The following is a 25,573-nucleotide window of genomic DNA, read 5'->3' as shown; positions in this document are numbered from 1 at the left end:
ATAGTGCAAAAATATATGTCGATTTCGAATCCGGGATTGCGAAAGGCAGTCTCAGAAACATATTGATCGACTAAGACGCGGGCCAGATTTCCGGCTCGGCGCGCTCGGTCACGAACCTTGCTATAGCCCCTGCGAACGCGCATGCCGGAACGGCTCCGAGCCGTTTCCGTGCGAGAATCCGGAAGCCCTTCCGGTCGCGCGTTTCTGTCAGCTCATCCCAAGACACGCCTTTCAACCCCATGCCGCTTGGTCGCGAGACCTTAGCGAGGAGATTCAGCGTCGATGACTCCCGAGAATCTGCCCCCGGACACGAGCGCGAGCAGCGTCGACCCTAGCTTCCTGCTCGGCGGCGGAGAAATGGGCGTGCTCATCCGGGGCTTCGACTGGACGCAGACCTCGCTCGGCGCGCCGGAGGACTGGCCGCAGAGCCTGAAGACGGCCATTCGCATCATGTTGACCTCGCGCCAGCCCATCTGGATCGGCTGGGGCGACGAGCTGCTCTTCTTCTATAACGACGCCTACCGGTCGATCATCGGCGGCAAGCATCCGCAGGCGCTCGGCCAGCCAACTTCGGTCGTGTGGCGCGAGATCTGGGACGACATCGGGCCGCTGCTCGACACGGCGCTCGCCGGCGTCGAAGGCACCTTCGTCGAACAGAAGCTCCTGATCATGGAGCGCAACGGTTTCCCGGAGGAGACGTACTACACGTTCTCCTACAGCCCGATTCCGGACGACCGTGGCGACGCGGGCGGCATCATCTGCGCGAACAGCGACGACACGCAGCGCGTGCTGGGCGAACGGCAACTGACGGTGCTGCGCGAACTGGCGACTTCGGCCGCCGACGCGCGCACGTGGCTCGAAGCCTGCGAACGCTCGATGAACGCGCTAAAAAGCGCGCCGCGCGATCTGCCTTTCGCCCTGCTCTACGCGGCCGACCCCGGCAACGAGACCGCGACGCTCGTCGGCGCCTGCGGCATCGCGCCGGGGCATCCGGCGGCGCCCGCTACGCTGAACGCCAATAAGCGCGAGCCGTGGCCGTTTCAGGACGCGCTGCGCGAAAACCGCCCGCAGCTCGTGACGAACCTGCATCAGCATGTGGGCGCGTCTTTGCCCACGGGCGCGTGGAAGGCCGCGCCGACCACCGCCGTCATGGTCCCGATCGCCCCGACCGGCGAGACCGGTCATGCAGCCGTGCTGGTCGCGGCGCTCAATCCGTATCGACTGTTCGACGACGGCTATCGCACCTTCATCAATCTCGTCGCCGGACAGATCGGCGCGGCCATCGGCTACGCGCACGCCTACGACGAAGAGCGCCGCCGCGCCGAGGCGCTCGCGGAGATCGACCGCGCGAAGACGACGTTCTTCTCCAACATCAGCCACGAATTTCGGACGCCGCTCACGCTGATGTTGGGCCCGCTCGAAGAAATGCTCGCGGACCGCAACCGCGTGCCGCCCGAGGACCTGCGGCTCGTCCAGATTATGCATCGCAACGGCATGCGGCTGCTCACGCTCGTCAACGCGCTGCTCGACTTCTCGCGCATCGAGGCGGGCCGCATCGAGATTCATCGCCAGCGCACGGACATCGCCGCGTTCACCGCCGAACTCTCGTCGCTGTTTCGCTCGGCCATCGAGACGGCCGGCTTGACGCTTCGCACGAACATTCCCGATACGCCGGTGCTCGCCGACATCGACCGCGACATGTGGGAGAAGGTCGTGATGAACCTGCTATCGAACGCGTTCAAGTTCACGTTCGAGGGCAGCATCGAGGTGGCGCTCGCCGTGCACGGCGGCGTGATCGAAGCGAGCGTGTGCGATACCGGCATCGGCATTGCGGAGCACGAGCAGGCGCGCGTGTTCGAACGGTTCCATCGCGTGGCGGGCGCGGCGGGCCGCTCGGTGGAAGGCAGTGGAATCGGGCTTGCGATGGTTCAGGAGCTGATCAAGCTGCACGGCGGCAGCATCGCCCTGACGAGCCGCCTGGGCGAAGGAACGTGCTTCACCGTGACGCTGCCGGCCGCGCACGAGGGCGCAGCGTCGCGCGCCGACGCCCCGCGCGCTGAGGCCAGCAGCCGTGCGCGCTCCTTCGTCGATGCCGCGTTGCGCTGGACGCCGGATGCGGACCCGGCCGACGCCGCCGCGCTCGACGTCGCGAACCTCGATTCGCCGCTCGCGGAAGCCGCTGAAGCCGCCGCGCCATCGGATGCGCTGACGGGCCGCGTGCTCGTCGTGGACGACAACGCCGATCTGCGCGAATACATGCGCCGCCTGCTCGCCGCCGCGGGCCACGACGTGAGCGTCGCCGCCGATGGGCAGGCGGGGCTCGACGCGGCCGTCGCGCTGCGGCCCGACGTGATCGTTTCCGACGTGATGATGCCGCGCCTCGACGGCTTCGGCCTCTTGCGCGCGCTGCGCGACGACGAGACGCTGCGCGAGACGCCGGTCGTGCTGCTGTCGGCGCGGGCGGGCGAAGAAGCGCGCGTCGGCGGCCTCGAAGCGGGCGCGGACGACTATCTGACCAAGCCGTTCTCCGCGCGCGAACTGCTCGCGCGCGTGGCGAGCAATCTGCGGCTCTCGCGGCTGCGCCGCGAGACCGAGCAGCGACTGCGCGAAGAGTCGCGCGTGCTCGAAGTGCTCAACCGCGTCGGCACGACGGTCGCCGCCGAGCTCGATCTCTCGCGCGTCGTGCAGGTCGTGACCGATGCCGCCACGGAACTGACCGGCGCCGCGTTCGGTTCGTTCTTCTACAACGTGCTCGACGACGAAGGCGGCAGCTATACGCTGTACGCGCTGTCCGGCGCGCCGAAGGAGAGCTTCGACAAGTTTCCGATGCCGCGCAACACGGCCGTCTTCGCGCCGACATTCGGCGGCCACGGCATCGTCCGCTCCGACGACATTACCAAAGATCCGCGCTACGGCCACAACTCGCCGCACTTCGGCATGCCGAAGGGCCATCTTCCGGTGCGCAGCTATCTTGCCGCGCCGGTCGTCTCGCGCACGGGCGAAGTGCTCGGCGGCCTTTTCTTCGGTCACCCGGAGCCGGGCGTGTTCACGGATCGCGCCGAGCGCATCGTGAACGGCGTCGCGGCGCAGGCGGCCATCGCCATCGACAATGCGCGGCTCTTTCAGGCGGCGCAGAACGAAATCGCCGAGCGCGCCAAGGCGCAGGCCGCGCTGCGCGATCTGAACGAGACGCTGGAGCGCCGCGTGACCGAAGTCGTCGCGGACCGCGACCGGCTGTGGGAACTGAGCGAAGACCTGTTCGTGATCGCGAGCTTCGACGGCGCGCTGTTGCGCGTGAGCCCGTCATGGTCGTCGGTGCTGGGCATGGATACGGAGCGCCTGCACGCGCGCACGATGCTCGACATCGTGCATACGGACGACCGCGCCGCTGTCGCGCTGGAGCTCGACAAGCTGCGGGCGAGCGGCGCGCCAGTGCGCTACGAGTGCCGGCTCGGGCGCATTGACAGCGGCTGGCGCTGGATCGCATGGACGCTCTCGCTCGATCCGCGCACGCGGCGCATCCACGGCGTCGGACGCGACGTGACCGCAGACCGCGAAACGGCCGACGCGCTGCGGCACGCAGAAGAAGCGTTGCGCATGGCGCAGAAGATGGAAGCCATCGGCAAGCTGACGGGCGGCGTCGCGCACGACTTCAACAACCTGCTGCAAGTGATCGGCGGCAATCTGCAACTGCTCGCGAAAGACGTCGCCGGACAAGACAAGCCCGAGCAGCGTGTGAAAAGCGCGCTCGCCGGCGTGGCGCGCGGCGCGAATCTCGCCTCGCAACTGCTGGCGTTCGGACGGCGCCAGCCGCTCGCGCCGAAGGTCGTCAATCTCGGCCGCTTCGTGCGCGGTCTCGACGACATGTTCCGCCGCGCGCTCGGCGACGGCATCGAAGTGGAGACGATCGTGTCGGGCGGCTTGTGGAACACGCTCGTCGATCCCTTCCAGGTCGAGAACGCGCTGCTCAATCTCGCGATCAACGCGCGCGACGCGATGAACGGGCATGGCAAGCTGACCATCGAGGCCGGCAATGCATCGCTCGACGAGACCTATGCGATGCGCAACGCCGACGTCGCGCCCGGCCAGTACGTGATGGTCGCCGTCACCGATACGGGCTCGGGCATGTCGGCCGAAGTGCGGGAACGCGCGTTCGAGCCGTTCTTCACGACCAAGCGCGAAGGTCAGGGCACCGGCCTCGGCTTGTCGATGGTGTACGGCTTCGTCAAGCAATCGGGCGGGCACGTGAAGGTGTACAGCGAGGAAGGCCACGGCACGACCGTGCGCCTCTACTTGCCGCGCGCGCGGCAGGAAGAAGACCTCGAAACGAACGTGGACGCCGGACCGGCCAAAGGCGGCAGCGAAACCATTCTCGTGGTCGAAGACGACGAGGAAGTGCGCGCGACCGTCGTCGATCTGCTCGCGGACCTGGGCTATCGCGTTCTGCGGGCGAAGGACGCGCAGAGCGCGCTCGCCATCGTCGAGAGCGGCGTGCCGATCGACATGCTGTTCACGGACGTGGTGATGCCCGGCCCGTTGCGCAGCACCGAGCTTGCGCGCAAGGCGCACGAGCGCGTGCCGGGCATCGCGGTGCTGTTCACGTCGGGTTACACGGACAACGCGATCGTTCACGCGGGGCGGCTCGACGAAGGCATCGACCTGTTGAGCAAGCCATATACGCACGAGGCGCTGGCTCGCAAGATTCGGCATGTGCTCGGGCAACGCGCGCCCACCCCTGCCTCCTCTGCCGCGAATGCGACCGATGCCGCAACGCCCGAGTCCAGCGACGCCCTGCGCGTGCTGTTCGTCGAAGACAACGAGATGGTCCGCACGAGCAGCGCCGAGTTGCTGCGCACCATGGGCCTCGATCTCACAGAAGCCGCGAGCGTCGAAGAAGCCCGCGCGCTTTTTGGCGAGCAACGCTTCGACGTGCTGCTGACCGACGTGAATCTGGCGGGCGAATCCGGCGTCGCGCTGGCAAGAGAGGCATTGCGTCAGGCGCCGCGTCTGGGCGTCGTATTCGTCACCGGCTACGACCTCGAACTGAGCGACGAGGAACGGCAGGCGCTCCCGCATGCGATCCGGCTGCGCAAGCCTTACGATCCGCTCGCGTTGATGGAGGCGCTGCGCGCGGCCGCGGCGCGCTGATTCATTCGGCTTCGCGCATGTCCATCACCACGAAGCCGCTCGCCTCTTCCTTCGCCGCGCGCTTCGCGACTGCCGCCGTCGCGCTGACGTGCGCGCTGCCGCGCGCCGTGCCCGGCGCCACGCGCACCGCGCCCGCCGAAAACCGCACGAAGCCGAAAAACGCGGGCCGCGCGAACCGGTCTTCGCCGTGAATGCCGCCGGCGAGCCGTTCTTCCGGCGAGTAGAAGCGCATCACGAGTTCGTCGAACGCGTGCATGGCGCGCGTGACGCGCTCGCGCCAGTCGTCGCTTTGAAACAGCAGCAAGAAGTCGTCGCCGCCGATATGGCCGAGAAAATCGCGCGTCGGCTCGCAGACCGAGGCGAGCGCGTTCGCGGCGGCCTTCAGCACTTCGTCGCCTTGCCAATAGCCGTAGCGGTCGTTGAAGGGCTTGAAGTGGTCGAGGTCGAAGTAACAGGCGACAAAGGCCGAGCCGTTCGCAATCAACCTGTCGATGTGTGAATTGAGCGGCACGTTGCCCGGCAAGAACGTGAGCGGGTTCGCATAGCGCGCCGCTTCCACGCGCACTTCGGTGACGGCGCGCACCATGCTCGCGCCGGTCGCGAGCCCCGCATAGCGCCCGTTCTCCGTGACGATGAAGCCGTCCGACAGATCGTGCGGATCATCGTTCGAGAAAAGCCGGGCGATCTCTTCGAGCGTGGAGCCGCGTTCGACGATCAGCGGCGCGAGATGCGCGAACTGCATGCACGGCCGCTTGCCGAACACTTCGCGGTGATACGGCAGCGCGTACTGATCCATGAACGCGCGCCGATTGATGAGGCCGACCGGACGGCCGTCGTCCACGATCGCCACCGCATGCAGCGACGGCCTCTCGTTGAAAAGGCGCGCGACGTCGTCGTTGCGCGACTTGACGGTAAGCGTCGGTGCTTCGACGAGCATGCGTTCGAGCAGCACGGCGTTCATGTCGGCGGTCGCGCCCGTGCGCGTGCGGGCCGGATAGACCGCAATTTGCGCCGAGCGCAACGCGCGCGCGACGGCATCCGGCACGCGCGCGCTCGGTGTCGCGGCGGGCTTGCCGAGCAGGAAACCCTGCGCGCAGGCAATGCCGAGATCGCGCACGATCTCCAGATCCGCTTCGCTTTCGATGCCTTCCGCGATCAAGAGCGCGCCGCTCGCATTCGCGAACGCGACCATCGCCTTGACGGCTTCGAACTTGAGCGGATCACGCGCGATGTCGGAAACGAAGAAGCGGTCGATCTTCACGTAGTGCGGCGCGAGCCGCACCCAGAGATTCATCGAGGCATTGGCGCTGCCGTAGTCGTCGAGCGCGAACTGCGGACCCGACGCCCGCAGCGCGCGCACCGTCGCGCCGAAGCGCTCGGCATCCGCAATCACGCTTTGTTCGGTCAGCTCGATGACGAGCCGCTTCGCATCCAGACCGCTGTCGCCGGCCAGATAGCCGGGCGTTTCGCGTTCGCCGAGCGCGGCCTCGATGGCGGCCGCGCTGAAGTTGATGAAGAGCAGGCCGCTGCGCGCGAGCTGGGCGAACGCGGCGATGCACACGCGCGCCGCCGCATGTTCCAGCATGACGCCGCGCTGCTCGCGCGTGGCCTGCTCGAAGAGCACGGCGGGCGATTCCTGCGCGCTGCCGGCCGGCCCGCGAATAAGGCCTTCATAGCCGATGACCTCGCCGTCCGCGAAGCGCACGATCGGCTGGAACACGGCCGTCAGCGCATTGGACGCGATGAGTTCTTCGATGCTGGGACACGATGCTTCATTGGCGCAGAGGCTGGCGGACATGGGCCTTTCGATGAGCGGGCTATCGTCCGAGGTAACGGTGCGCGTCTCACGAACTTGAATGAAGCTTTCGTGAAGCGATGCACCGCCCGGGTGCGCCCATGTCCTTACTGCGCTGTCTAGCGCGCGCGGCGGGCGCGCACGGCCGTGGCGAGCAGTTCGAGCACGGGCTCGGTCTGCGTCCAGCCGAGGCAGGCATCCGTGATCGAGACGCCGTGCCTGAGCGGCACGCCCGGCTTCAGGTCCTGCCGCCCTTCTTCAAGATGGCTCTCGATCATCACGCCCGTGATGCGCTTCTCGCCCGCCGACAGTTGACGCGCGATGTCCTGCGCGACATCCACCTGACGCAGATGCGACTTGTTCGAGTTCGCATGTGAGCAGTCGATCATGACCTGTTCGCGCTGGCCGAGCGCGGCAAGCGCGGCGCAACTCGCGGCCACGCTCTCGGCATCGTAATTCGGGCCTTTCTTGCCGCCGCGCAGAATCACATGGCAGTCGTCGTTGCCGCGCGTTTCGAAGATCGCGGCCATGCCCATCTTCGTCATGCCCATGAACGCATGGCTGGCCCGCGCCGCGACGATGGCATCCGCCGCGACCTGCACGCCGCCGTCGGTGCCGTTCTTGAAGCCGATCGGACACGACAGACCCGACGCGAGCTGCCGATGGCTCTGGCTTTCGGTCGTGCGCGCGCCGATAGCGCCCCACGCGATCAGGTCCGCGATGTATTGCGGACTCAACAGGTCGAGAAACTCGGTCGCCGTGGGCAGGCCTAGGCCGCTCACTTCGAGCAGAAGCTCGCGCGCCCGGCGCAGCCCTTCGTTGATGCGAAAGCTGCCGTCCAGACGGGGATCGTTGATATAGCCTTTCCAGCCGACCGTCGTGCGCGGCTTCTCGAAGTACACGCGCATGACGATGCAGAGGTCGTCGGAGAGGCGCTCGGCGACGGTCTTGAGACGCCGCGCGTAGTCCATTGCCTGGCCGTGGTCGTGAATCGAACACGGGCCGACCACGACCACGAGACGGTCGTTGCGGCCGTGCAGGATGTCGGCAATCGCGGCGCGGCTCGCCTCGACGAGCGTCTGCACGGCGGGCGTGACCGGCAGTTCGTCGAGCAGAAGCGCGGGCGAGATCAGCGGACGCACTGCGCCGATGCGCGTGTCGTCGATGCGAGTGGTGTCTTGCGTGGAGTCGGCCACGCCGGCTTCCTGGTCGCGGGCGGGATTGTCGATGCGGCTCAATGTAGGCTCCGTCATGCGTTATCTAAGCGTGATATGCGTGCGCGATGCGGTTTTCGCGCGCGATTGCAGTCTTTCGTTGCAAGGTTCGATTATCGCATTGATGACGACGCGCGCGAACGCGTGCCGCGATCGGTGCGTATGATGGTGCTTCATACAGGGAGAACACCATGCGAATCGAAACGTCGTTTCTCTTCGACCTCGACGGCACGCTCGTCGACAGCGTGTATCAACACGTGCTGGCGTGGAAAGAAGCGCTGAATGCGGAAGGCATCGACCTGTCGGTGTGGCGCATCCATCGCAAGATCGGCATGAGCGGCGGGCTCTTCACCAATCAGTTGCTGCGCGAGACGCACGGCGAGATCAGCGCGGAACGGGTGGACCATCTGCGGCGGCTGCATACCGAGGCGTATCAGCGGCTGCGCGCGCAGGTCTGCCCGCTGCCGGGCGCGCGCGAACTGCTCGCCGCGCTGACCGAAGCCGGCACGCGCTGGGCCATCGCGACGAGCGGCCGCATGGAAACCGCGGCGGTGAATCTGGAGGCGCTCGGCGTGGATGCGTCGAAGCAGGTCGTCGTCACGCGCGACGACGTGAAGTACGCGAAGCCCGATCCCGATCTGTTCATCGCCGCAGCAGAGCGGCTGAACGTGCCGATCGAGCATACGGTCGTCGTCGGCGACAGCATCTGGGACATGCTCGCCGCGCGCCGCTGCCGGTCGCTCGGCGTCGGGTTGCTGTCGGGCGGTTATGGCAGCGACGAGCTCGAACGCGCGGGCGCGCTGCGCGTCTATGAAGACCCGGCGGACCTGCTTGCGCATCTGGACGAAGTGGCCGCACGGCCGTAGGCATAGGCATAGCCGCGTCGTCGAAAAACCGGGGAAGCCGTGCGAGAATCTTGCGGCCACAGGACCGTCTCGCCCATGCCTTCTTCGATTCGCAATTCGCTCGTCTGGATCTTCGAACCGTTCGAGCGCGACGCCACGTTCATCCGCAAACGCATGTTCGGATGCGACGCCGCTTATCTCGACGGCATGCTGTGTCTCGTCGCGGCGGACCGCGAGAAGCCGTGGAACGGCTTGCTCGTGTGCACGTCGCAGGAACGGCACGCCGCGCTCGTCGATGCCATCCCCGCGCTGAAACCGCATCCCGTGCTCGGCAAATGGCTCTACGTGGCGCAGGAACATCCGGACTTCGAGACGGTGGCGCAACACCTGACGGCACTCGTCCTCGCGCGCGATCCGCGCATCGGCGTGGAGCCGAAGCCGCGCAGGTCGCGCAGCAAGCGCAAGCCCCAAGACGTCGAACCGACATGACCACTTGTCTCGCCGCGCGCAGCGGCCACCTTCCGCTCGCGAGCATCGGCTGCATTCTTGCGTCGATGTTCTGCTTCGCCATCGTCGATGCGCTCGCGAAGGTCGTCGCGCTACAGTATCCCGCCAACGAAGTGACGTTCTTCCGCATGTTCTTCGGCCTCATGCCCGCGTTCGCGATGTGCTGCACCGGCACGCGGTCTCTCGGCGAACGCATCCGGACGCTCGACCTCAAAGGCCAGACCGTGCGCGCGCTGACGCTTCTAGGCGCGTCGGCGTTCTTCTTCGCGGGGCTGCCGTACATGCCGCTCGGCGAAGCGGTCGCGATCGCTTATTCGGAAACGCTGATCGTGGTCGCGCTCGCGCCTTTCCTGCTGCGCGAAAAGATGACGGCGCGCGGCGCCTGCGCCGCGTTCACGGGCTTCGTCGGCGTGCTGCTCGTGGTGCGTCCCGGCGGCGGCGAATCGCACTGGCTCGGGCCGCTATTGCTGCTGTGCTGTGCGTTCTTCGGCGCGCTGTCGCTCATTCAGATCAAGCGGATTCGCGCCACGGACGATTCACGCACCACGGTCTTTTTCTTCTCGGCGGTCGGCACGGTCGTGACCGGCTGCACGCTCGCGTTCGAGTGGAAGACGCCGACGCTGCACGCGCTCGGCGTCATGGCGCTGATCGGCGTGTTCGCCACCGCGGGGCAACTGCTGTGTACGGTCGCGTATCGCCGCGCGGATGCCGGCGCGCTGGCGCCGTTCAACTACACGAGCATCGTGTGGGCCGCGTTGTTCGGCTACGCGGTGTGGGGAGAAGTCATCGCGCCGCTGTCGCTCGCGGGCATCGTGTTGATCGTCGGCAGCGCGATCGTCGTCGCGTGGCAGCGCAAGTTGCCCGACGGCCCCAACGCATGAAGCGCGCTTCAAGACAAGCGCGGCGAAGCACGAACGGCCGGGCACGGGCAAATTCGCAACAGCGTCACATGGACGTGGCACGCTGTCTTTTTGCGCAGGTACACTGCCGAGCGCAGTTCCGTAGTTCTCCATGTGACCTGTGACGTGCGATGCCGGCAAACGACCGTTCGCCGCTCCGCCGTCCACCACTTTTTTCTGCGAGCTTCCGATGAAAACTGCCGTTAAAAAGACTCTCGTTCTGTTCGTGCTCGCGGCGTTCGCTGCGCCTACGCTGTCGTTCGCTGCGGCCGAATACCCGGCCAACCAGAAGCGCCCCGCCTACAGCAAGACGCATAAGCATCACAAACATCACAAGAAATCGGCGGAGTAAGCCGGAGTCGATCAAGTGCTGAGCGAGGCGGCCGCTGATCACGTAGGGTCAGCGGCCGCTTTCGTTTTTAGCCCGCATCGCCCGAACTGATCACCGACTGCATGCTCGTCAGAAGCTTGCGCAAATAGCGAAGCAGTCCGATCACGTCGCCGAACGCGATGAAGCCTTCTTGCGCACCTTCGCCCATCAGAGGCTTACCGTCCAGTGTCTTGTCGATGATGAGGCCGCCGTACGCCGCATGCGGCATGTACTCGTTCTCGGCGATATGAAAGCGGTTCCCGTTCACCGCCGCTTCGCGCAGACGCATGAGGAACTGCACTTCGGGCGTACGCGAATTCGACAACCGGTGCACATCGAAGAAATCCGCCACCGCGAGAATCGCGTTGGTGCAAGGCACGTGCAGCGCGAAGGCCATGCGCTCGCGTGCGTCGTCGAACGTCGGCCACGCGGGAACGTCGTCCGACGGCTCATGCTTCATCGGCATGCCGTCTTCGCTGTGCGTGTGCGCTTCCGGCCGCGCATGGCGATGCGCGAGCAGCCGCGCGACGGCGCTCAAGTCCGGCGCGCGCTCGCCGTGGTCGATCCAGTCGGCGAGCAGGCCGGCGTGCGTGTAGAGCGTCATCAATTGCGCGTCGATGAACGCGACACCGAGCCTGCAAGGATCATGATGTGCCGTATCGGGCATGGTCGTCTCCGGTTTTTGATGCCGGAGACGCAAAATCCGCACCCGCGCCCGGCGCGTCAGAACAGGTTGCGCAGCCCGACCGATACGCCCGTCTGGTTCGAGCGGCCCGGCAGTTCGACCACGCCCGCGCCCGTGACCTTGTTGAAGTCCACGGTGCCATACACTTCCGTGCGCTTGGAAAGCGCGTACTCCGCGAGCGCGACGCCCGTGTAGCGATTGCCGCTGCCCGTCGCGCCGCCGCCGATCGCCGCGTTCTTCATGTGGTCATAGTAGAACGCGCCGGTGAGCAAGAGCGCGGGCGTCACTTGCCACGTCACGCCGCCGAATGGGCCGTCGTCGCGGCGCCCGGACCCCTTGAGAATATCAACGCCCGCGACCAGATTGCGCTGCGCGAGCAGGCTGTCCACGAAGCCGGTGTCATCGGTCGAATGCAGATAGCCGACGTACACTTTCGCCGGCCCGATCGCATAGACCACGTTGGCGTTCCAGATCTTCTGCTTGTTGCTCGCGTTGTCGCTGTTCTGCTGATAGCCGCCGTCGATGGAAAGCGGCCCGACCGTGTACGACGCCGTGAAGCCGTACATGTTGCCCGCGCCCATATGGCCCGGCACCTGACCGGAGAAGCCGCCCGCGCCCGTCGACGTGGAGTTGGTGCCGAACGAGTACATCGCGCCGAGCGTGAGGCCGCCGAACGTGCCGGTGTACTTCACGGCGTTGTCCGCATAGAGGCCCGCGCCGAGCGCCACCGGCAGCCATGCGTTCTCGAAGTAGTTGCCGACGGTGAGCGGGTCGTAGACATCGCCGAGCATGTCGAAGAGCGGCGTCTTCTGGCGGCCGAGCGTCACCGCGCCGTACTGGTTCGCGAGTCCCACGTAGGCCGCGCGGTTGAATTCGCGCTGGCTGTCCGAGTACTGGCCGTTTTGCAGTTCCACGCCGCTTTCCAGCCGGAAGACCGCCTTCAGGCCGCCGCCCAGTTCTTCGGTGCCTTTCAGGCCGATGCGGCTATTGGTGACCGCGCCGTTGGTCATGAACAGCTTGCCATGGTTATTGGCGTTGGCGTTCGTGAGATAGCGCACGCTGACGTCGGCGACGCCGTACAGCGTGACCGAGCTTTGCGCGAAGGCGGACTGGCAGGCCAATGCAATGGCCGATGCGGCGAACGCGCTTGCCGCGCGCGAGGTGATCGTCTTCATGAGTGTCTTCTGCGTGTATTTCTATCGATGTGATGCGCTCGTTTTCAGCGCACAGCCAGCGCGCGCTTCGAAAAAAGCACGCGGACTTTTATCACACCAGATATCGCAGTGCACGCATTGATGCAAACGGAAGCGCTCCGTGTGGTGTTTTGCGCAACGCTTTTCGCACGAGACTCAGGCTCGCACGGCTTGCGTCGTGCCCGACGGCGGAGTGTCGAGGAAGCCTTCGCCCATCTCCTGCTCGAAGCGCGCGGGACTGCCCTCCCACACGATGCGCGCATGTTCCAGCACATACACGCGGTCCGCGTGCGGCAGCGCGAAGGTCACGTTCTGCTCGCCGAGCAGCACGGTAATGGGCGTGGTCTTTTGCAGCTTGTCGAGCGCCTTCGATAGCTGCTCCAGAATCACGGGCGCAAGACCGAGCGTCGGTTCGTCGAGAATGAGGAGCTTCGGCTGCATCATCAGCGCGCGTGCGATGGCGAGCATCTGCTGCTCGCCGCCGGACAGCGTGCGCGCCGTTTGCGCCTGTCGCGATTCGAGAATCGGAAAGAGCTCGAAGAGCCACGCGAGTTGCTCGTCGCGCGCCGTGTTCGCCAGATGATAGCCGCCGAGATCGAGGTTCTCGCGCACGGTCATGTCGCCGAAAAGCTCGCGCGTTTCCGGACATTGCACGATGCCCGCCCGCGCGATCGCCGCGCCGCTCATGCCTTTGAGCGGCTGTCCGCCGAAGCGGATGGTCCCGCTCGAAGGCACGAGCCCGCAGATCGCGTTGAAGAGCGTGGTCTTGCCCGCGCCGTTCAGGCCGACCACCGACACGAACTCGCCTTCGCGCACATGAAGACTCACGCCGTCGAGCGCGCGCGCCTTGCCGTAAAGCACGCCCACGTCCTCGACTTCGAGAATCGGCGCCTTCGTGCTCGATACGTCCGCCGTGCGTTCGCGCGCTTCGATCTTGCCGCCGAGGTAGACGCGCCGCACGGTCTCGTTGCGCATCACGTCGGCGGCCGAGCCTTCCGCGACGTACTCGCCGAGATACATGGCGAGCACGCGATCCGCGAGCGCCGCGAGACTCTTCACGTTGTGATCGACGAGCAGCACCGCGCGCCCTTCCGCGCGAAAACCGCGAATCAGCTCGGAAAACGCCTGCGATTCCGCTTGCGTGAGACCGGCGAAAGGCTCATCGACGAGCACGACTTTCGGATCGCGCGCAATCGCCTTCGCCATTTCCATGCGGCGCAGATCGGCAAACGGCAGCGTCGCGGGATGACGATGCATCACCGCGCCCAGGCCGACGCGCTCGGCAATCTCTCGCGCGCGCGTGTTGACGTGCGGGTCGGCCGCGAGCTTGAGCAGCGAATCCGGCAAGAGCGCGAGCTTGATGTGCTCCAGCACCGTCTGGCGATGCAGCGGCCGCGAATGCTGAAACACGATGCCGACGCCCGCCCTTGCGATGCGATGCGGCAGCCACCCGGCCATCTCGACGCCGCCGACTTTCACCGATCCCGCATTGGGACGCTCGATGCCCATGATGAGCTTCATCACGGTCGACTTGCCCGAGCCGTTCGGCCCGATCAGGCCGAGTATCTCGCCGGGACGGATGTCGAAGCCGATGTCTTTCACCGCTACCAATCCGCCGAAGCGCTTGGTAAGCCCGCGCACGGAAAGCAAAGGCGTGTCGTTCATTCGCGCTCCCTCACGCGCAGCAGGTTGCCAAGCAGTCCGTCCGGAAAGAACAGAATGACCGCGAGCGCCACGGCCGCGACCACGAACGTGTTGATCTGCCCGAGCGGACGCAGGAACTCACCCGCGACGATCAGGAAGATGGAGCCGAGCACCGCGCCGAGTATCGTGCGCCGGCCGCCCAGGACGGCCGCGATGATGATCTGCACGCCCACGCCGAGATCGACCACCGTGCTCACGGATGCCGTGCCCTGATAGAACACGAGCATCGCGCCCGCGACGCCCGAGAACACCGCGCTGATGCAAAACGCCGCGAGCTTATGCTTCGTCACGTTGAAGCCGAGCGCCTGCGCGCCGACGGTGTCCTGTCCGCTCGCTTGCAAGATCAAGCCGATCGCCGAACGCGACAAGCCGAACAAAAGAATCGCACACACGATGAGGAACGCGAGCGCGATCCAGTAGTTGTGGTTCGCATCGACGGACATTACATCGGGCACCATCATGCCGATCTCGCCGCCCGTGAGACCCGCGAAAATGACGATCGCGTTCTGCAGCAGCAACACGGCCACCAGCGTGACGAGCCCGAAGTAAGGACCGCGCAGGCGCAGCGCAGGCACCGCGAGCAGCAGCCCGCCGATCAGCGCGACGACGCCGCCCGCGATCACGCATACGGGAATCGGCGCGCTGAAGTGCGCGTTGAGCATCGCGGCGGAATACGCGCCGAGGCCGATCAGGAACGTCGGACCGAAGTTGACTTCGCCTGCGAAGCCGAACAGCAGATCCCACGACATCGCGAAGACGCCGAAGTAATACGCGACCGTCAGCACGCCGAGAATGTAGCCGGACAGCCACCACGGCAAAGTCGTCGCGATGACGGCGAGCAGCACCGCGGCCCATAGCACGGGCGAACGGAACAGGCGATTGACGTTGTTCATGTGCGTGGCTCCGGTCAACGCCGCCCGAGGAAGCCTTGCGGCCGCACATAGACGACCAGCACCAGCAGCAGCAACGCGGGCAAGGGCCGCAGCGTCGGCGCAATCAGATAAGCCGTGACCGTCTCCAGATAGCCGACGACATACGCCGCCATGAGCGACCCCGACACGCTGCCGAGCCCGCCCAGCACCACGATGGAAAACGCGCTCGCCGTGAGCTGCCCCGTGTTGTTCGTGCTCACGCCGAGAAACGACGCGAGCAGCACGCCCGCGATGCCCGCCAGCACGCCGTAGATGGTCCACGCGAGCAGATAGATGCGCGACAGTTCGAAGCCGAGCAGCGTGAGGCCGCGTGGGTTCATCGACGCGGCGAGCAGCGCCTTGCCCGCCCGCGTGCGATTGACGAAGAGCCACAGTAGACTGATCACGACCCAGCACACCACGGCGATCATGATCTCGTTGTAGGGAACCCGCACGCCCGCGATACTCAGCACGCCGCCGATGAGCGGGCGCATGGTGATCGGGTTGTCGGTGAACAGATACGCCATGCCCTGCTGGATCATGATGCCCCAGAGCAGCGTGCCGGTGAGCACGAAGATTTCCTTCTCCTCGCGCGGTATGGCGGCGGAGCGCTGGATGGGCCGCACCACCATCAGATAGGTGATGTAGGCGGCGACCATGCCGCATGCGACGCCGAGCAGCGTGCCGAGATAGGTGCCGAGGCCCGCCTCGCCCGCGAACATCCAGCCGAGCAGCGCGGCGACGAGCATCACGCCGCCGTGCGCGAGATTGAGCACGCCGGACACGCCGAAGATGAGCGTGAAGCCTATCGCGCCGAGCGCATAGAGCGAGCTGATGGCGAAACCGTCGATCAGAATCTGCAGTGGCAGCATATCCGGCCTTCGATGTGAACACGCGTATCGATGCGGGCGTTCGTCTCACGCGAAGCGCCCGCGCGCCCATGCGTCCGGCAATGCCCTACTTCGCCGCCTGTTGCACCTTGACGAAAGCCGGGAACTTGACCTTCGCGTTGGCGATGGACGCCGGCCAGATCGCCACTTGCTTGCCGTCCTGCCATTGCAGATTGATGCCGGTGATATAGCCCGGACCGTACTTCAGCGCATGCGTGAACTGATCGTTCTTGCCGTAGAACTGCCAGCGGCCGATGGTGCCCACGTAGTCCGTCTTTTCGAGCGCATCGACCATCTTGTCGGGATCGGTGGAACCCTGATTGCGATGGATGGCATCCGCGAGGATGTACACGAGGTCGTAGCTCGTGAAGCCGTCATACGCGGGCGACACGCCGAACTTCTTCTGATACGCATCGACGAACGGCACCGTCTTCGGCGTCACGGCGACGCCCGGCGCGGCCGCCGATGCGGTGATCACGCCTTCGGTCGCGCCGTTGGTGTCCTTCCAGAAGCTCGTCGTGGTGGCTTGCGAGCTTTGGCCCGTCATCGGAATGGGCACTTGCTGGTCGTGCCATTGCACGGTGGGCTGCACGCCGACGTGGCTGATGCCGGTCGTGATCGTATCCGGATGCTTAGCCTCGATCTGGTTGAAGATCGGCGTGAAGTCCGACGTATCCGGATTGAAGCGGATGTGGTCCAGCACCTGAAGCCCCGCCTTCGGCAGACACTCCAGATAGCGTTCGTCGAGCGGCTTGGTCCACGCGGCGTCCTCGCTCATCACGACAGTCGTCTTCATCTTGAACTGGCCGACGAGGATATCGTGCGAGAAGTCGCAGATGGACTGCGCGATGAACGCGGAGGTCATCCAGCCGTGGAACGTGTACTTGTAGTGCTCGTAGTCGTCGTGGACGTGCTTCGATATGTCGTTGCTCGCCGCGCCCGGCGTGATGAATGGCATCTTGAGGCGCGCCGACCACGGCTCCATCGCGAGCGCGACTTCGCTGATATAGCTGCCGATGATCGCCACCACCTTGTCCTGATTCGCCGCGCGCTGGAACGCGCGCACGCCGTCGGACGCGGAGGAGTGGTCGTCATAGGCGACGATCTCGATCTTGCGGCCATCCACGCCGCCGTGCGCGTTGATCTCGTCGGCGGCCATCTGCGCGGACTTGCTGATGGACGCGCCCGCCACCGACGATTCCTCGCTGATCACGCCAATCTTCAGCGGCTCTCCCGCCGCATGAGCCGTGGCGATCAAGCCCAGGCTCGTCATCATGGCGCCGGTCGCCATGAAACCATGCAGTCGCCACGTCTTGCACCTGGACATGTCTCGTCTCCTTGTCGTCCAGAGCCGGCGCTCGAACGCGCTCTCTCTGGCCATGCAGGAACTGCGCTTTGATCGTTATGGACCGACGCCATCCGCCGACGTTTTCCGCATACGTGCAGCTGTTAAGGATGTGCGCACAACAGTAGCATTCGCTCAATAGGCGCTGAATCAGTAGTTACGATAGACAGGACTAGGGCATGTCATGCTGCAAAGCGGCAAAGCACAGCGCGTCATCGTTAGACGCTATGCTTGTCGATAACGAATACTTCGACGGAGGCAATGTCCGATGCTGACCATCTGGGGCCGAGCGAATTCGGTCAACGTGCAGAAGGTGCTGTGGTGCTGCGACGAGTTGAGTCTCGACTATGAGCGCATCGACGCCGGCATGCAGTTCGGCCGCAATCACGAGCCCGGCTATCTGGCGATGAACCCGACGGGCCGCATTCCCACGCTCGTCGATGGCGACTTCGTGCTGTGGGAATCGAATTCGATCATCCGCTATCTGGTCATGCAATATGGCCGCGACGATGCGCTCTATCCCGCCGATCCCAAGGTCAGGGCGAGCGTGGACCGCTGGCTCGACTGGACGCTGTCCACGCTGCAACCCGCTGAACGCCCGGTTTTCTGGGGCTATGTTCGAACGCCCGAAGCCAAGCGCCACGTCAAGCAGCTCGAAGCCGACGCAATGGAAGTGGAAAAGCTCTGGCGCATGCTCGATGCGCATCTGAAAGGCCGCGACTACCTCGAAGGCGGCACCTTCACGCTGGCCGATCTCGTCATCGCGGCGTATGCGCGGCGCTGGTACGGCATCGCGGAACTCGCGCGGCCGTCGCTGCCCGACCTCGAACGCTGGTATGCGCGGCAGTCGGCGCGCGCGGGCTTTCAGCGCTACGTCGCGCACGAATTGACCTGACTGCGAATCACACCCTGGACCGTACCGCCATGACTATCGAACTCCATACGTGGAATACGCCGAACGGACGCAAGATCAGCGTCGCGCTCGAAGAAATGCAGCTGCCCTATACGGTCAGAACCGTGAACATCACGAAGGGCGAGCAGCATGCGCCCGAGTTTCTGCGCATCAGCCCGAACAATCGCATTCCCGCCATCGTCGATCCCGAAGGTCCCGATGGCTCCGATCCTCAGCCGATCAGCGTGTTCGAATCGGGCGCGATCCTGCTGTATCTCGGCGAGAAGACGGGCAAGTTCCTGCCCGCGAGCCTGCGCGAGCGCGTGCCCGTGCTCGAATGGCTGATGTGGCAGATGGGCGGCTTCGGCCCGATGCCGGGACAGGTGCATCACTTTCGCATGGTCGAAGCGGAAAGCGACCGGCGCTATGGCCTCAAACGCTATTCCGACGAAACGCGCCGCTTGTATGGCGTGCTCGACAAGCGGCTCGGCGAAGTGGAGTACGTCGCGGGCGCGCTGTCCGTAGCCGACTTCGCGATACTCGGCTGGGCGTGGCGGCACGAGCGGCATCAAGTGTCGCTCGACGATTACCCCAACGTGAAGCGCTGGTACGAAGCGCTGTTCGCACGTCCGGGCGTGCAGCGCGGCTTCGCAGTGAAGCTCGACGATCTGGCTTGATAACCGCCGCATCCGCACGAGGACGACGATCATGAACGCCGGCAAATACGACGAAGGCCTTCCCAAGACCGCCGCCAACTACGCGGCGCTGACGCCGCTCACCTTCATCGAACGCGCCGCATCCGTCTATCCGACGCGGCTCGCGGTCGTGCATGGCGACGTGCGTCGCACATGGGCCGAGACCTACGCGCGCACGCGACGTCTCGCGTCGGCGTTGGCTTCGCGCGGCATCGGCTTGGGCGATACGGTGGCGGCCATGCTGCCCAACACGCCCGAGATGGTCGAAGCGCACTTCGGCGTGCCCATGACGGGCGCCGTGCTCAACACGCTCAACACGCGCCTCGATGCCGCGACGCTCGCCTTCATGCTCACGCACGGCGAAGCGAAGGCGATCATCGTGGATCGCGAGTTCTCGGCGGTCGTGAAGAAGGCGCTCGCAAACGTGCCGCAACCGCTGATCGTGATCGATGTCGATGATCCGCAGTACACGGGTGACGGCGAACGCATCGGCGAAATCGACTATGAGACGCTGCTCGCAAGTGGCGACGCGGCGTATCAATGGTTGCCGCCGTCGGACGAATGGAACGCTATCTGCCTGAATTACACATCGGGGACGACGGGCAATCCGAAGGGCGTCGTTTATCACCATCGCGGCGCTTATACGAATGCGGTCAGCAACATACTCGAATGGGACATGCCGAAGCATGCGGTGTATCTCTGGACCTTGCCGATGTTCCATTGCAACGGATGGTGCTTTCCGTGGACGGTGGCAGCACGCGCGGGCGTCAACGTGTGTCTGCGCAAGATCGACACGAAGACGATCTTCGATCTGATCCGCAGCGAGGGCGTGACGCATTATTGCGGCGCGCCTATCGTGCAGAACCTGCTCGTCAATGCGCCGGACGACATGAAGGCCGGCATCGCGCACAGGGTTCACGCGATGGTCGCGGGCGCCGCGCCGCCCGCCGCGATGATCGAAGGCATGGAGCGGCTCGGCTTCGAACTGACGCATGTGTACGGACTCACCGAAGTCTACGGACCCGCGACCGTCTGCGCGCAACAAGCCGAATGGAGCATGCTCGATATCGGCGAACGCGCGCGGCTCAATGCGCGCCAAGGCGTGCGCTATCACTTGCAGGATGCGGTCAGCGTGCGCGATCCGCTGACAATGGAGCCGGTTCCCGCTGACGGCGAAAGCATCGGCGAGATCATGTTTCGCGGCAACATCACGATGAAGGGCTATCTGAAGAACGTGAGCGCGACGGAAGAAGCGTTCCGCGGTGGCTGGTTTCATACCGGCGATCTGGCCGTCGCGTATCCGGACGGCTATGTGCGGATCAAGGATCGCAGCAAGGACATCATCATCTCGGGCGGCGAGAACATATCGAGCATCGAAGTGGAGGACGCGCTGTACCGGCACCCTGCCGTGATGGCCGTCGCGGTCGTCGCCAAACCGGATGCGCGCTGGGGCGAGACGCCCTGCGCATTCGTCGAACTGAAGGCCGGCGCAGATGCGAGCGCCGAAGAACTGATCGCGCATTGCAAGACGCTGCTTGCCGGGTTCAAAGTGCCGCGCGCGATCGAGTTCTGCGAGTTGCCGAAGACATCGACCGGCAAGATCCAGAAGTTCGAACTGCGCAAGCGCGCGGGCTCGGTCGCGGCCATCGACGTTTGAAGGGCATCAGACCATGACCGATACGGATGCACTGGTCCTGCTCGAAAGAGACGCATATGGCGTCGAAGGCGCGGTGTCGGTCACGATGAACCGCCCGAACGCGTTCAATGCGCTCTCCGAGTCCATGCTCGATGCATTGGACACCGAACTAAATGCGATCGCTCTATCCGATGCACGCGTGGTCGTCATCGCGGGCGCGGGGCGCGCGTTCTGCGCGGGCCACGATCTGAAGGAAATGCGCGCGGCGCCGTCACTTGCCTACTATCGCGAGCTTTTCGCACGCTGCTCGCGCATGATGATGACGATTCAGCGCATGCCGCAGCCGGTCATCGCGCGAGTGCATGGCATTGCGACGGCGGCGGGCTGTCAGCTCGTCGCGATGTGCGATCTCGCCATTGCATCCGACGAAGCGCGCTTCGCGGTATCCGGCGTGAATCTGGGTCTCTTCTGCGCGACGCCGAGCGTGCCGCTTTCGCGCAACGTCTCGCGCAAAGCGGCGTTCGAGATGCTCGTCACCGGCGACTTCATCGATGCGCGAACCGCATGCGAGCGTGGCCTCGTGAATCGCGTCGCGTCGCCGAATGAACTCGATGAGGCCGTGCGCGCGCTTGCAGCGAGCATCGCACGCAAGCCGCGCGAAGCGATCGCGGCGGGCAAGCGGCTTTTCTACCGGCAGCTGGAAACAGGCATCGAAGCCGCGTACGCGCTCGCTGCCGAGACGATGGCCTGCAACATGATGGACGAGTCCGCGCTCGAAGGAACGCAAGCGTTCATCGAGAAGCGCCCGCCGCGATGGTGACGTCTCACGCGTGTCCACATGCGGGTTGGGGCAAACGCTTATGGCGGCCCGGTTCATATTGCAAAGCGCATCGCTCTTGTCTAACGTCATGCGCAGCCGTGACGGAATGTCGCGCCTATATGTCGTTCCATCGCATGTTTTCCGGAACGCACAGCGGTGCGTCGTACCGCGCACAGCCCACGACAAAGCAAAGATGAGCGCGCCACGCTAGATGTCTCGCGAGCGGCGCGCCACGGAGACCACGATGAACAGCACCATCAAGCAAGGGGCCGCGCACGGCCCGCATGGCTTCTTTTCCAAGGAAGCGACCATCGCCCGGCCCGGCTTCTCGCGCTGGATGGTGCCGCCCGCGGCGCTCGCCGTGCATCTCTGTATCGGGCAGGCGTATGCGTTCTCCGTCTTCAATGCGCCGTTGACACGCGTGGTCGGCATCACGCAGTCCGCGCCCGACGACTGGTCGCTCACGACGCTCGGCTGGATCTTCTCGCTCGCCATCGTGTTTCTCGGGTTGTCGGCGGCGTTCGCGGGCAAGTGGCTGGAGAAAGTCGGCCCTCGCCGCACCATGTTCACCGCGGCCTGCTGCTTCGGCGGCGGCTTTCTCGTATCCGCGCTCGGCGTGTACCTGCATCAGATCGTGCTGCTCTATCTCGGCTATGGCGTGATCGGCGGCATCGGGCTGGGGCTCGGCTATGTCTCGCCGGTCTCGACGCTCATTCGCTGGTTCCCGGACCGTCGCGGCATGGCCACGGGCATGGCGATCATGGGCTTCGGCGGCGGCGCGATGATCGCCGCGCCCGGCTCCGTCGCCCTCATGAACTACTTCAAGAGCGCGACGAGCGTGGGCGTGGCCGAGACCTTCCTGGTGCTGGGCGTGCTCTACTTCATCTCGATGACCATCGGCGCGCTCGCGATCCGCATCCCGCCGGCGGACTGGAAGCCGGCCGGCTGGACGCCGCCTGCCACCGCGAACAAGATGATCACGAAGAACCACGTGCACATCGATCAGGCGCTCAAGACGCCGCAGTTCTACCTGCTGTGGCTCGTGCTCTTCCTGAACGTGACGGCGGGCATCGGCGTGCTCGGTCAAGCGTCGGTGATGATCCAGGAGAGCTTCAAGTCGTCGATCACGGCGGGCGCGGCGGCCGGCTTCGTCGGCCTGCTGTCGCTCTTCAACATGGGCGGACGCTTCGTGTGGGCGTCGGCGTCGGACTGGATCGGCCGCAAGAACACGTACTTCGTATTCTTTGCGCTCGGCGCGGTGCTCTACTTTCTCGTGCCGCAGTTCGCGCAGGCCGGCAACATCGCGCTATTCGTGCTCGCGTATGGCGTGATTCTCTCGATGTACGGCGGCGGCTTCGCCACGATTCCGGCCTACCTCGCGGACATGTTCGGCACGGCGTTCGTCGGCGGCATTCACGGGCGTCTTCTGACCGCGTGGGCAGCGGCGGGCATCGCGGGTCCGGTGCTCGTGAACTACATCCGCGCCTACGAAGTGGCGCGCGGCGTCCCGAAGTCGGACGCTTACACGATGACCCTTCACATCATGGCGGCGCTGCTCGTGATCGGTTTCGTATGCAACCTTCTCATCAAGCGCGTGGACGAGAAACATCACATGGACACGGCGGCCAGGGCCGGCTGAACGAACGAGACCCACAAGAGACCAACAAGAGACCCACAAGGAGACCCGCATGAACGATCGATACGAAGGCGGCTCGTCGAACAAGGCGCTGTTGCTGATCTTCTGGCTGTACGTGCTGATTCCGCTCGCGTGGGGCATCACGAACACGCTTTCGCAGGCCGTCAAACTCTTCAAGTGACGCGGCGGTCACGCGCCGGACGCCGCGTTCCGGCGCGCGACTCGCGCCACGCCTCAACGGCCGCGCTGGCTTTGCCGGCTCAGGCTGCGTCGCGCGAGCGCGCTCAGGAAGAGCGTGCCCGCCACGAGTTCGACCAGATACACGCCTGCCATCATCCAGTCAGCTTCAGTCATCGTCGTTCTCCTTCGAAGTGAGGTCGCAGCGGCGCTGCGTAGAGTGTTGTACGTTTGCCGTTCTGGCAGGAATAACGGCAGGCGCGCGCGAAGGTTGAGCGTCGTTTCTTCGACCGGAGAAAATCGATCGCGCGTTCGCGAACCGCACGTGCGGCGCGGCGCGAGTCGGCGTATCGTGCGAGATGCTCGATCGCCCTTTATCACTTTCACTTGCTATGACCACCTCTCGCCGACACTTCCTGATTCTGACGACGGGCGCGGGCGCATCGCTCTGGCTCACGCGAGCCAGCGCCGACGCGCCGCACTTAAGCGAAACCGATCCCGCGGCCATTGCCGTCGGCTACAAGGAAGATGCCGCGAAGGTCGACAAGGCGAAGTACCCGAACTTCGCGGCGGATCAGGCGTGCGCGAACTGCTCGCTGTTTCAGGGCAAGTCCACCGATGCGTGGGGCGGCTGCACGCTGTTCGGGGCAAAGCTGGTGGCCGGGCGCGGGTGGTGTGCTTCTTATACGAATATGTGAGGGGTGGGTGGCGAACCGTCACCGCACCGAATACCCCACGAACCGCCACACCCTGTCCGGATCCAGCATAAAGGTCACGACTTCCCGCGCCGACTGTCGCGCCTGGCTGAACTGCGTGTCGAACGAAACGCTCATGAACCAGCCCGCGGGCATGTTGCCCGTGCCGTCGAAATGCAGGTGCTTCACGCCCATCGGCATGCGCATGCCCGGCGTGCCGAGCGCGGCGCGGTCGCGCGTGACCTTGCTCACGAAGTCCTCGCGCGAGATCACTTTCTTCGCGACGGCCGACCCCGCATCCCACACTTCGCCCGTCTTGTTCTGATCGATCATCTTCACGATGACATCGGCCATTTGCGCGATGTCCTGATCCTGCTTGTCGAGCCCCGCCTGTTGTTCGCGCGTCAGCGAAGGCGCGGGCTGCGCATGCGAGAGCGCGGCCATCGACATCAGCGCCAACGCGGCAAGCCGCTTGTTCATGCGTGTTTTCATAGTGTGAGGATTACCTATTGATTTGAAGCAATTGTAGGTCGCGCTTTTATGAGACAGTCTGAAATTCAGCGTTTCGTCAGGCGTACTGGATGCTGCGATCACGCGCATCGTTAGAGCCGGACACATCGTTCGAAGGAGACACCGACATGCGACTGGTCGACTGGAACATGCAATGGGGACGCGGCGTGGACGGCCGCGTCGATGTGGCGAGGATCGTTGCGGAAGCGAAAGCGCTATGCGATTTCGACGTGCTCTGCCTGCAGGAAGTCACGCGCGGCTTTCACGAGGGCGAGCAGGCGGGCGGGCTAGCGGGAGGCCCTGGCGCGGATCAGTTCGCGGAACTGGCGAGCCTCATGCCGGGCGCGACGGTCATCGAAGGAATCGGCTCGGATTTGCCGCCCGTAGGCTCGGGCACCGCGCGCAGGCAGTTCGGCAACGCTATCGTGAGCCGCTTGCCGGTGCGGCAAGTGCTGCGTCATTCGCTGCCGTGGCCCGCCGATCCGGCGAAGCCGTCGATGCTGCGCGTGGCGCTCGAAGCGGTCATCGAAACGGATGTCGGGCCGCTGCGCGTCATCAGCACGCATCTGGAGTTCTACTCGGAGACGCAGCGTCTCGCGCAGGTCGCGCGGCTGCGTGAGTTGCATCGCGAGGCATGCGAGCATGCGCGCCGCCCGGCGAAAGCCGAGACGCTGGCGAGCCCGTTCGCCGATACCGCGCGGCCCATGTCGGCGATCGTCTGCGGCGATTTCAACAGCGCCTACGAAGGCGCGGCGTATCGCGCGATGCTGGAGCCGATGACCGATGCGCCCTCTTTCGTCGATGCCTGGTCTCACGCGCATCCGAACGAGCCGCGCGCCGCGACCGTCGGTCTCTACGATCACGACCAATGGGCGGACGGTCCGTTCGCGTGCGACTTCCTCTTCGTGACCGAAGATCTTGCGCCGCGCATCGTGGGCTGCGAGGCGGATCAGCTGAGCCGGTCATCGGACCATCAGCCCATGTGGCTGGAACTGCGTTAGGGTGC

At 65.1% G+C, this 25,573-nt stretch carries 22 protein-coding genes; 13 read left to right on the top strand and 9 right to left on the bottom strand.

Annotated features, from left to right (window positions below; all coding sequences use genetic code 11):
* The first annotated feature begins 282 nt into the window (after window positions 1-282).
* A complete protein-coding gene (locus tag JYK05_RS24010; RefSeq protein WP_206470786.1) occupies window positions 283-5,148 on the top strand; it encodes a response regulator in 4,866 nt (1,621 codons plus the stop codon).
* A 1-nt stretch (window position 5,149) separates the two neighbouring features.
* Here the strand turns inward: JYK05_RS24010 and JYK05_RS24005 are convergent, their stop codons facing one another.
* Together JYK05_RS24005 and JYK05_RS24000 are read right to left on the bottom strand one after the other, a co-directional pair.
* The gene (locus tag JYK05_RS24005; protein WP_206470785.1) at window positions 5,150-6,946 is read right to left on the bottom strand and encodes a phosphodiesterase; all 1,797 of its coding nucleotides are present in this window, start codon (window positions 6,944-6,946) and stop codon (window positions 5,150-5,152) included.
* A 116-nt stretch (window positions 6,947-7,062) separates the two neighbouring features.
* The gene (locus JYK05_RS24000) at window positions 7,063-8,181 is read right to left on the bottom strand and encodes a 3-deoxy-7-phosphoheptulonate synthase (RefSeq protein ID WP_241270128.1); all 1,119 of its coding nucleotides are present in this window, start codon (window positions 8,179-8,181) and stop codon (window positions 7,063-7,065) included.
* Window positions 8,182-8,348: 167 nt separating this feature from the next.
* Between JYK05_RS24000 and JYK05_RS23995 the strand changes: the two genes are divergently transcribed.
* The 4 genes from JYK05_RS23995 (at window position 8,349) to JYK05_RS23980 (ending at window position 10,760) form a co-directional block, all read left to right on the top strand.
* Window positions 8,349-9,023, top strand: a complete 675-nt coding sequence (locus tag JYK05_RS23995; protein ID WP_206470784.1) for an HAD family hydrolase — start codon at window positions 8,349-8,351, stop codon at window positions 9,021-9,023.
* Between the two features lie 75 nt (window positions 9,024-9,098).
* On the top strand, window positions 9,099-9,491 hold the full coding sequence (locus tag JYK05_RS23990; protein ID WP_206470783.1) for a hypothetical protein: 393 nt from the start codon (window positions 9,099-9,101) through the stop codon (window positions 9,489-9,491).
* Complete coding sequence (locus tag JYK05_RS23985; RefSeq protein ID WP_206470782.1) at window positions 9,488-10,390, top strand: DMT family transporter; 903 nt, start codon at window positions 9,488-9,490, stop codon at window positions 10,388-10,390. Before JYK05_RS23990 ends, JYK05_RS23985 begins: the two co-directional genes overlap by 4 nt.
* A gap of 208 nt (window positions 10,391-10,598) precedes the next feature.
* Window positions 10,599-10,760, top strand: coding sequence for a hypothetical protein (locus JYK05_RS23980; protein ID WP_175945321.1), 162 nt, complete (start codon window positions 10,599-10,601; stop codon window positions 10,758-10,760).
* Between the two features lie 67 nt (window positions 10,761-10,827).
* Here JYK05_RS23980 and JYK05_RS23975 read toward each other — a convergent pair whose 3' ends face one another.
* The 6 genes from JYK05_RS23975 to JYK05_RS23950 form a co-directional block, all read right to left on the bottom strand.
* Window positions 10,828-11,445: a hypothetical protein gene (locus JYK05_RS23975; RefSeq protein ID WP_206470781.1), complete on the bottom strand. Its 618-nt coding sequence runs from the start codon at window positions 11,443-11,445 to the stop codon at window positions 10,828-10,830.
* Window positions 11,446-11,501: 56 nt separating this feature from the next.
* Window positions 11,502-12,638 carry a porin gene (locus tag JYK05_RS23970; RefSeq protein WP_206470780.1) on the bottom strand — a complete coding sequence of 379 codons (1,137 nt, stop codon included), beginning with the start codon at window positions 12,636-12,638 and terminating at the stop codon, window positions 11,502-11,504.
* Window positions 12,639-12,812: 174 nt separating this feature from the next.
* A complete protein-coding gene (locus tag JYK05_RS23965; RefSeq protein ID WP_206470779.1) occupies window positions 12,813-14,321 on the bottom strand; it encodes an ATP-binding cassette domain-containing protein in 1,509 nt (502 codons plus the stop codon).
* A complete protein-coding gene (locus tag JYK05_RS23960) occupies window positions 14,318-15,253 on the bottom strand; it encodes a branched-chain amino acid ABC transporter permease (protein WP_241270127.1) in 936 nt (311 codons plus the stop codon). The genes JYK05_RS23965 and JYK05_RS23960 overlap by 4 nt, the downstream gene beginning before the upstream one ends.
* Before the next feature lie 14 nt (window positions 15,254-15,267).
* Complete coding sequence (locus tag JYK05_RS23955; protein ID WP_175945567.1) at window positions 15,268-16,143, bottom strand: branched-chain amino acid ABC transporter permease; 876 nt, start codon at window positions 16,141-16,143, stop codon at window positions 15,268-15,270.
* 85 nt (window positions 16,144-16,228) lie between these two features.
* Window positions 16,229-17,488 carry an ABC transporter substrate-binding protein gene (locus tag JYK05_RS23950; RefSeq protein WP_175945569.1) on the bottom strand — a complete coding sequence of 420 codons (1,260 nt, stop codon included), beginning with the start codon at window positions 17,486-17,488 and terminating at the stop codon, window positions 16,229-16,231.
* A 286-nt stretch (window positions 17,489-17,774) separates the two neighbouring features.
* On the opposite strand from JYK05_RS23950, the gene JYK05_RS23945 reads away from it, so the two are divergent.
* The 7 genes from JYK05_RS23945 to JYK05_RS23915 all read left to right on the top strand — a co-directional run bounded on the left by JYK05_RS23945 (window position 17,775) and on the right by JYK05_RS23915 (window position 24,060).
* Window positions 17,775-18,401, top strand: coding sequence for a glutathione S-transferase family protein (locus JYK05_RS23945; RefSeq protein WP_206470778.1), 627 nt, complete (start codon window positions 17,775-17,777; stop codon window positions 18,399-18,401).
* A gap of 29 nt (window positions 18,402-18,430) precedes the next feature.
* Window positions 18,431-19,075: a glutathione S-transferase family protein gene (locus tag JYK05_RS23940; protein ID WP_206470777.1), complete on the top strand. Its 645-nt coding sequence runs from the start codon at window positions 18,431-18,433 to the stop codon at window positions 19,073-19,075.
* 31 nt (window positions 19,076-19,106) lie between these two features.
* Window positions 19,107-20,750, top strand: a complete 1,644-nt coding sequence (locus tag JYK05_RS23935) for an acyl-CoA synthetase (protein ID WP_206470776.1) — start codon at window positions 19,107-19,109, stop codon at window positions 20,748-20,750.
* A 13-nt stretch (window positions 20,751-20,763) separates the two neighbouring features.
* On the top strand, window positions 20,764-21,549 hold the full coding sequence (locus JYK05_RS23930; RefSeq protein WP_206470775.1) for an enoyl-CoA hydratase: 786 nt from the start codon (window positions 20,764-20,766) through the stop codon (window positions 21,547-21,549).
* Window positions 21,550-21,793: 244 nt separating this feature from the next.
* The gene (locus JYK05_RS23925) at window positions 21,794-23,188 is read left to right on the top strand and encodes an OFA family MFS transporter (RefSeq protein WP_206470774.1); all 1,395 of its coding nucleotides are present in this window, start codon (window positions 21,794-21,796) and stop codon (window positions 23,186-23,188) included.
* Between the two features lie 49 nt (window positions 23,189-23,237).
* Entirely contained in the window at window positions 23,238-23,366 is a 129-nt protein-coding gene (locus JYK05_RS23920) for an oxalate:formate antiporter (RefSeq protein WP_206470773.1), read from the top strand.
* Between the two features lie 388 nt (window positions 23,367-23,754).
* A complete protein-coding gene (locus JYK05_RS23915; protein ID WP_206470772.1) occupies window positions 23,755-24,060 on the top strand; it encodes a high-potential iron-sulfur protein in 306 nt (101 codons plus the stop codon).
* An 18-nt stretch (window positions 24,061-24,078) separates the two neighbouring features.
* On the opposite strand, the gene JYK05_RS23910 is transcribed toward JYK05_RS23915, so the two are convergent.
* Window positions 24,079-24,537 (bottom strand): DUF4019 domain-containing protein, encoded by a 459-nt coding sequence (locus JYK05_RS23910; protein ID WP_241270126.1) that lies wholly within the window; start codon window positions 24,535-24,537, stop codon window positions 24,079-24,081.
* Window positions 24,538-24,695: 158 nt separating this feature from the next.
* Between JYK05_RS23910 and JYK05_RS23905 the strand changes: the two genes are divergently transcribed.
* Window positions 24,696-25,568 (top strand): endonuclease/exonuclease/phosphatase family protein, encoded by an 873-nt coding sequence (locus JYK05_RS23905; protein ID WP_206470770.1) that lies wholly within the window; start codon window positions 24,696-24,698, stop codon window positions 25,566-25,568.
* The last annotated feature ends 5 nt before the right edge of the window (window positions 25,569-25,573 follow it).

Origin of the sequence: Caballeronia sp. M1242, from assembly GCF_017220215.1 — a bacterium.
Classification (GTDB): domain Bacteria; phylum Pseudomonadota; class Gammaproteobacteria; order Burkholderiales; family Burkholderiaceae; genus Caballeronia.
The sequence above is the reverse complement of the archived record's forward strand: the minus strand, read 5'-3'. Positions and strand labels throughout refer to the sequence as shown.

Excerpts from the sequence above, each read along its gene's own strand:
- JYK05_RS24010 (WP_206470786.1), top strand. The coding sequence starts at position 283 with ATGACTCCCGAGAATCTGCCCCCGGACACGAGCGCGAGCAGCGTCGAC.
- JYK05_RS24005 (WP_206470785.1), bottom strand. The coding sequence starts at position 6,946 with ATGTCCGCCAGCCTCTGCGCCAATGAAGCATCGTGTCCCAGCATCGAA.
- JYK05_RS23995 (WP_206470784.1), top strand. The coding sequence starts at position 8,349 with ATGCGAATCGAAACGTCGTTTCTCTTCGACCTCGACGGCACGCTCGTC.
- JYK05_RS23990 (WP_206470783.1), top strand. The coding sequence starts at position 9,099 with ATGCCTTCTTCGATTCGCAATTCGCTCGTCTGGATCTTCGAACCGTTC.
- JYK05_RS23985 (WP_206470782.1), top strand. The coding sequence starts at position 9,488 with ATGACCACTTGTCTCGCCGCGCGCAGCGGCCACCTTCCGCTCGCGAGC.
- JYK05_RS23980 (WP_175945321.1), top strand. The coding sequence starts at position 10,599 with ATGAAAACTGCCGTTAAAAAGACTCTCGTTCTGTTCGTGCTCGCGGCG.
- JYK05_RS23975 (WP_206470781.1), bottom strand. The coding sequence starts at position 11,445 with ATGCCCGATACGGCACATCATGATCCTTGCAGGCTCGGTGTCGCGTTC.
- JYK05_RS23970 (WP_206470780.1), bottom strand. The coding sequence starts at position 12,638 with ATGAAGACGATCACCTCGCGCGCGGCAAGCGCGTTCGCCGCATCGGCC.
- JYK05_RS23965 (WP_206470779.1), bottom strand. The coding sequence starts at position 14,321 with ATGAACGACACGCCTTTGCTTTCCGTGCGCGGGCTTACCAAGCGCTTC.
- JYK05_RS23960 (WP_241270127.1), bottom strand. The coding sequence starts at position 15,253 with ATGAACAACGTCAATCGCCTGTTCCGTTCGCCCGTGCTATGGGCCGCG.
- JYK05_RS23955 (WP_175945567.1), bottom strand. The coding sequence starts at position 16,143 with ATGCTGCCACTGCAGATTCTGATCGACGGTTTCGCCATCAGCTCGCTC.
- JYK05_RS23950 (WP_175945569.1), bottom strand. The coding sequence starts at position 17,488 with ATGTCCAGGTGCAAGACGTGGCGACTGCATGGTTTCATGGCGACCGGC.
- JYK05_RS23945 (WP_206470778.1), top strand. The coding sequence starts at position 17,775 with ATGCTGACCATCTGGGGCCGAGCGAATTCGGTCAACGTGCAGAAGGTG.
- JYK05_RS23940 (WP_206470777.1), top strand. The coding sequence starts at position 18,431 with ATGACTATCGAACTCCATACGTGGAATACGCCGAACGGACGCAAGATC.
- JYK05_RS23935 (WP_206470776.1), top strand. The coding sequence starts at position 19,107 with ATGAACGCCGGCAAATACGACGAAGGCCTTCCCAAGACCGCCGCCAAC.
- JYK05_RS23930 (WP_206470775.1), top strand. The coding sequence starts at position 20,764 with ATGACCGATACGGATGCACTGGTCCTGCTCGAAAGAGACGCATATGGC.
- JYK05_RS23925 (WP_206470774.1), top strand. The coding sequence starts at position 21,794 with ATGAACAGCACCATCAAGCAAGGGGCCGCGCACGGCCCGCATGGCTTC.
- JYK05_RS23920 (WP_206470773.1), top strand. The coding sequence starts at position 23,238 with ATGAACGATCGATACGAAGGCGGCTCGTCGAACAAGGCGCTGTTGCTG.
- JYK05_RS23915 (WP_206470772.1), top strand. The coding sequence starts at position 23,755 with ATGACCACCTCTCGCCGACACTTCCTGATTCTGACGACGGGCGCGGGC.
- JYK05_RS23910 (WP_241270126.1), bottom strand. The coding sequence starts at position 24,537 with ATGAACAAGCGGCTTGCCGCGTTGGCGCTGATGTCGATGGCCGCGCTC.
- JYK05_RS23905 (WP_206470770.1), top strand. The coding sequence starts at position 24,696 with ATGCGACTGGTCGACTGGAACATGCAATGGGGACGCGGCGTGGACGGC.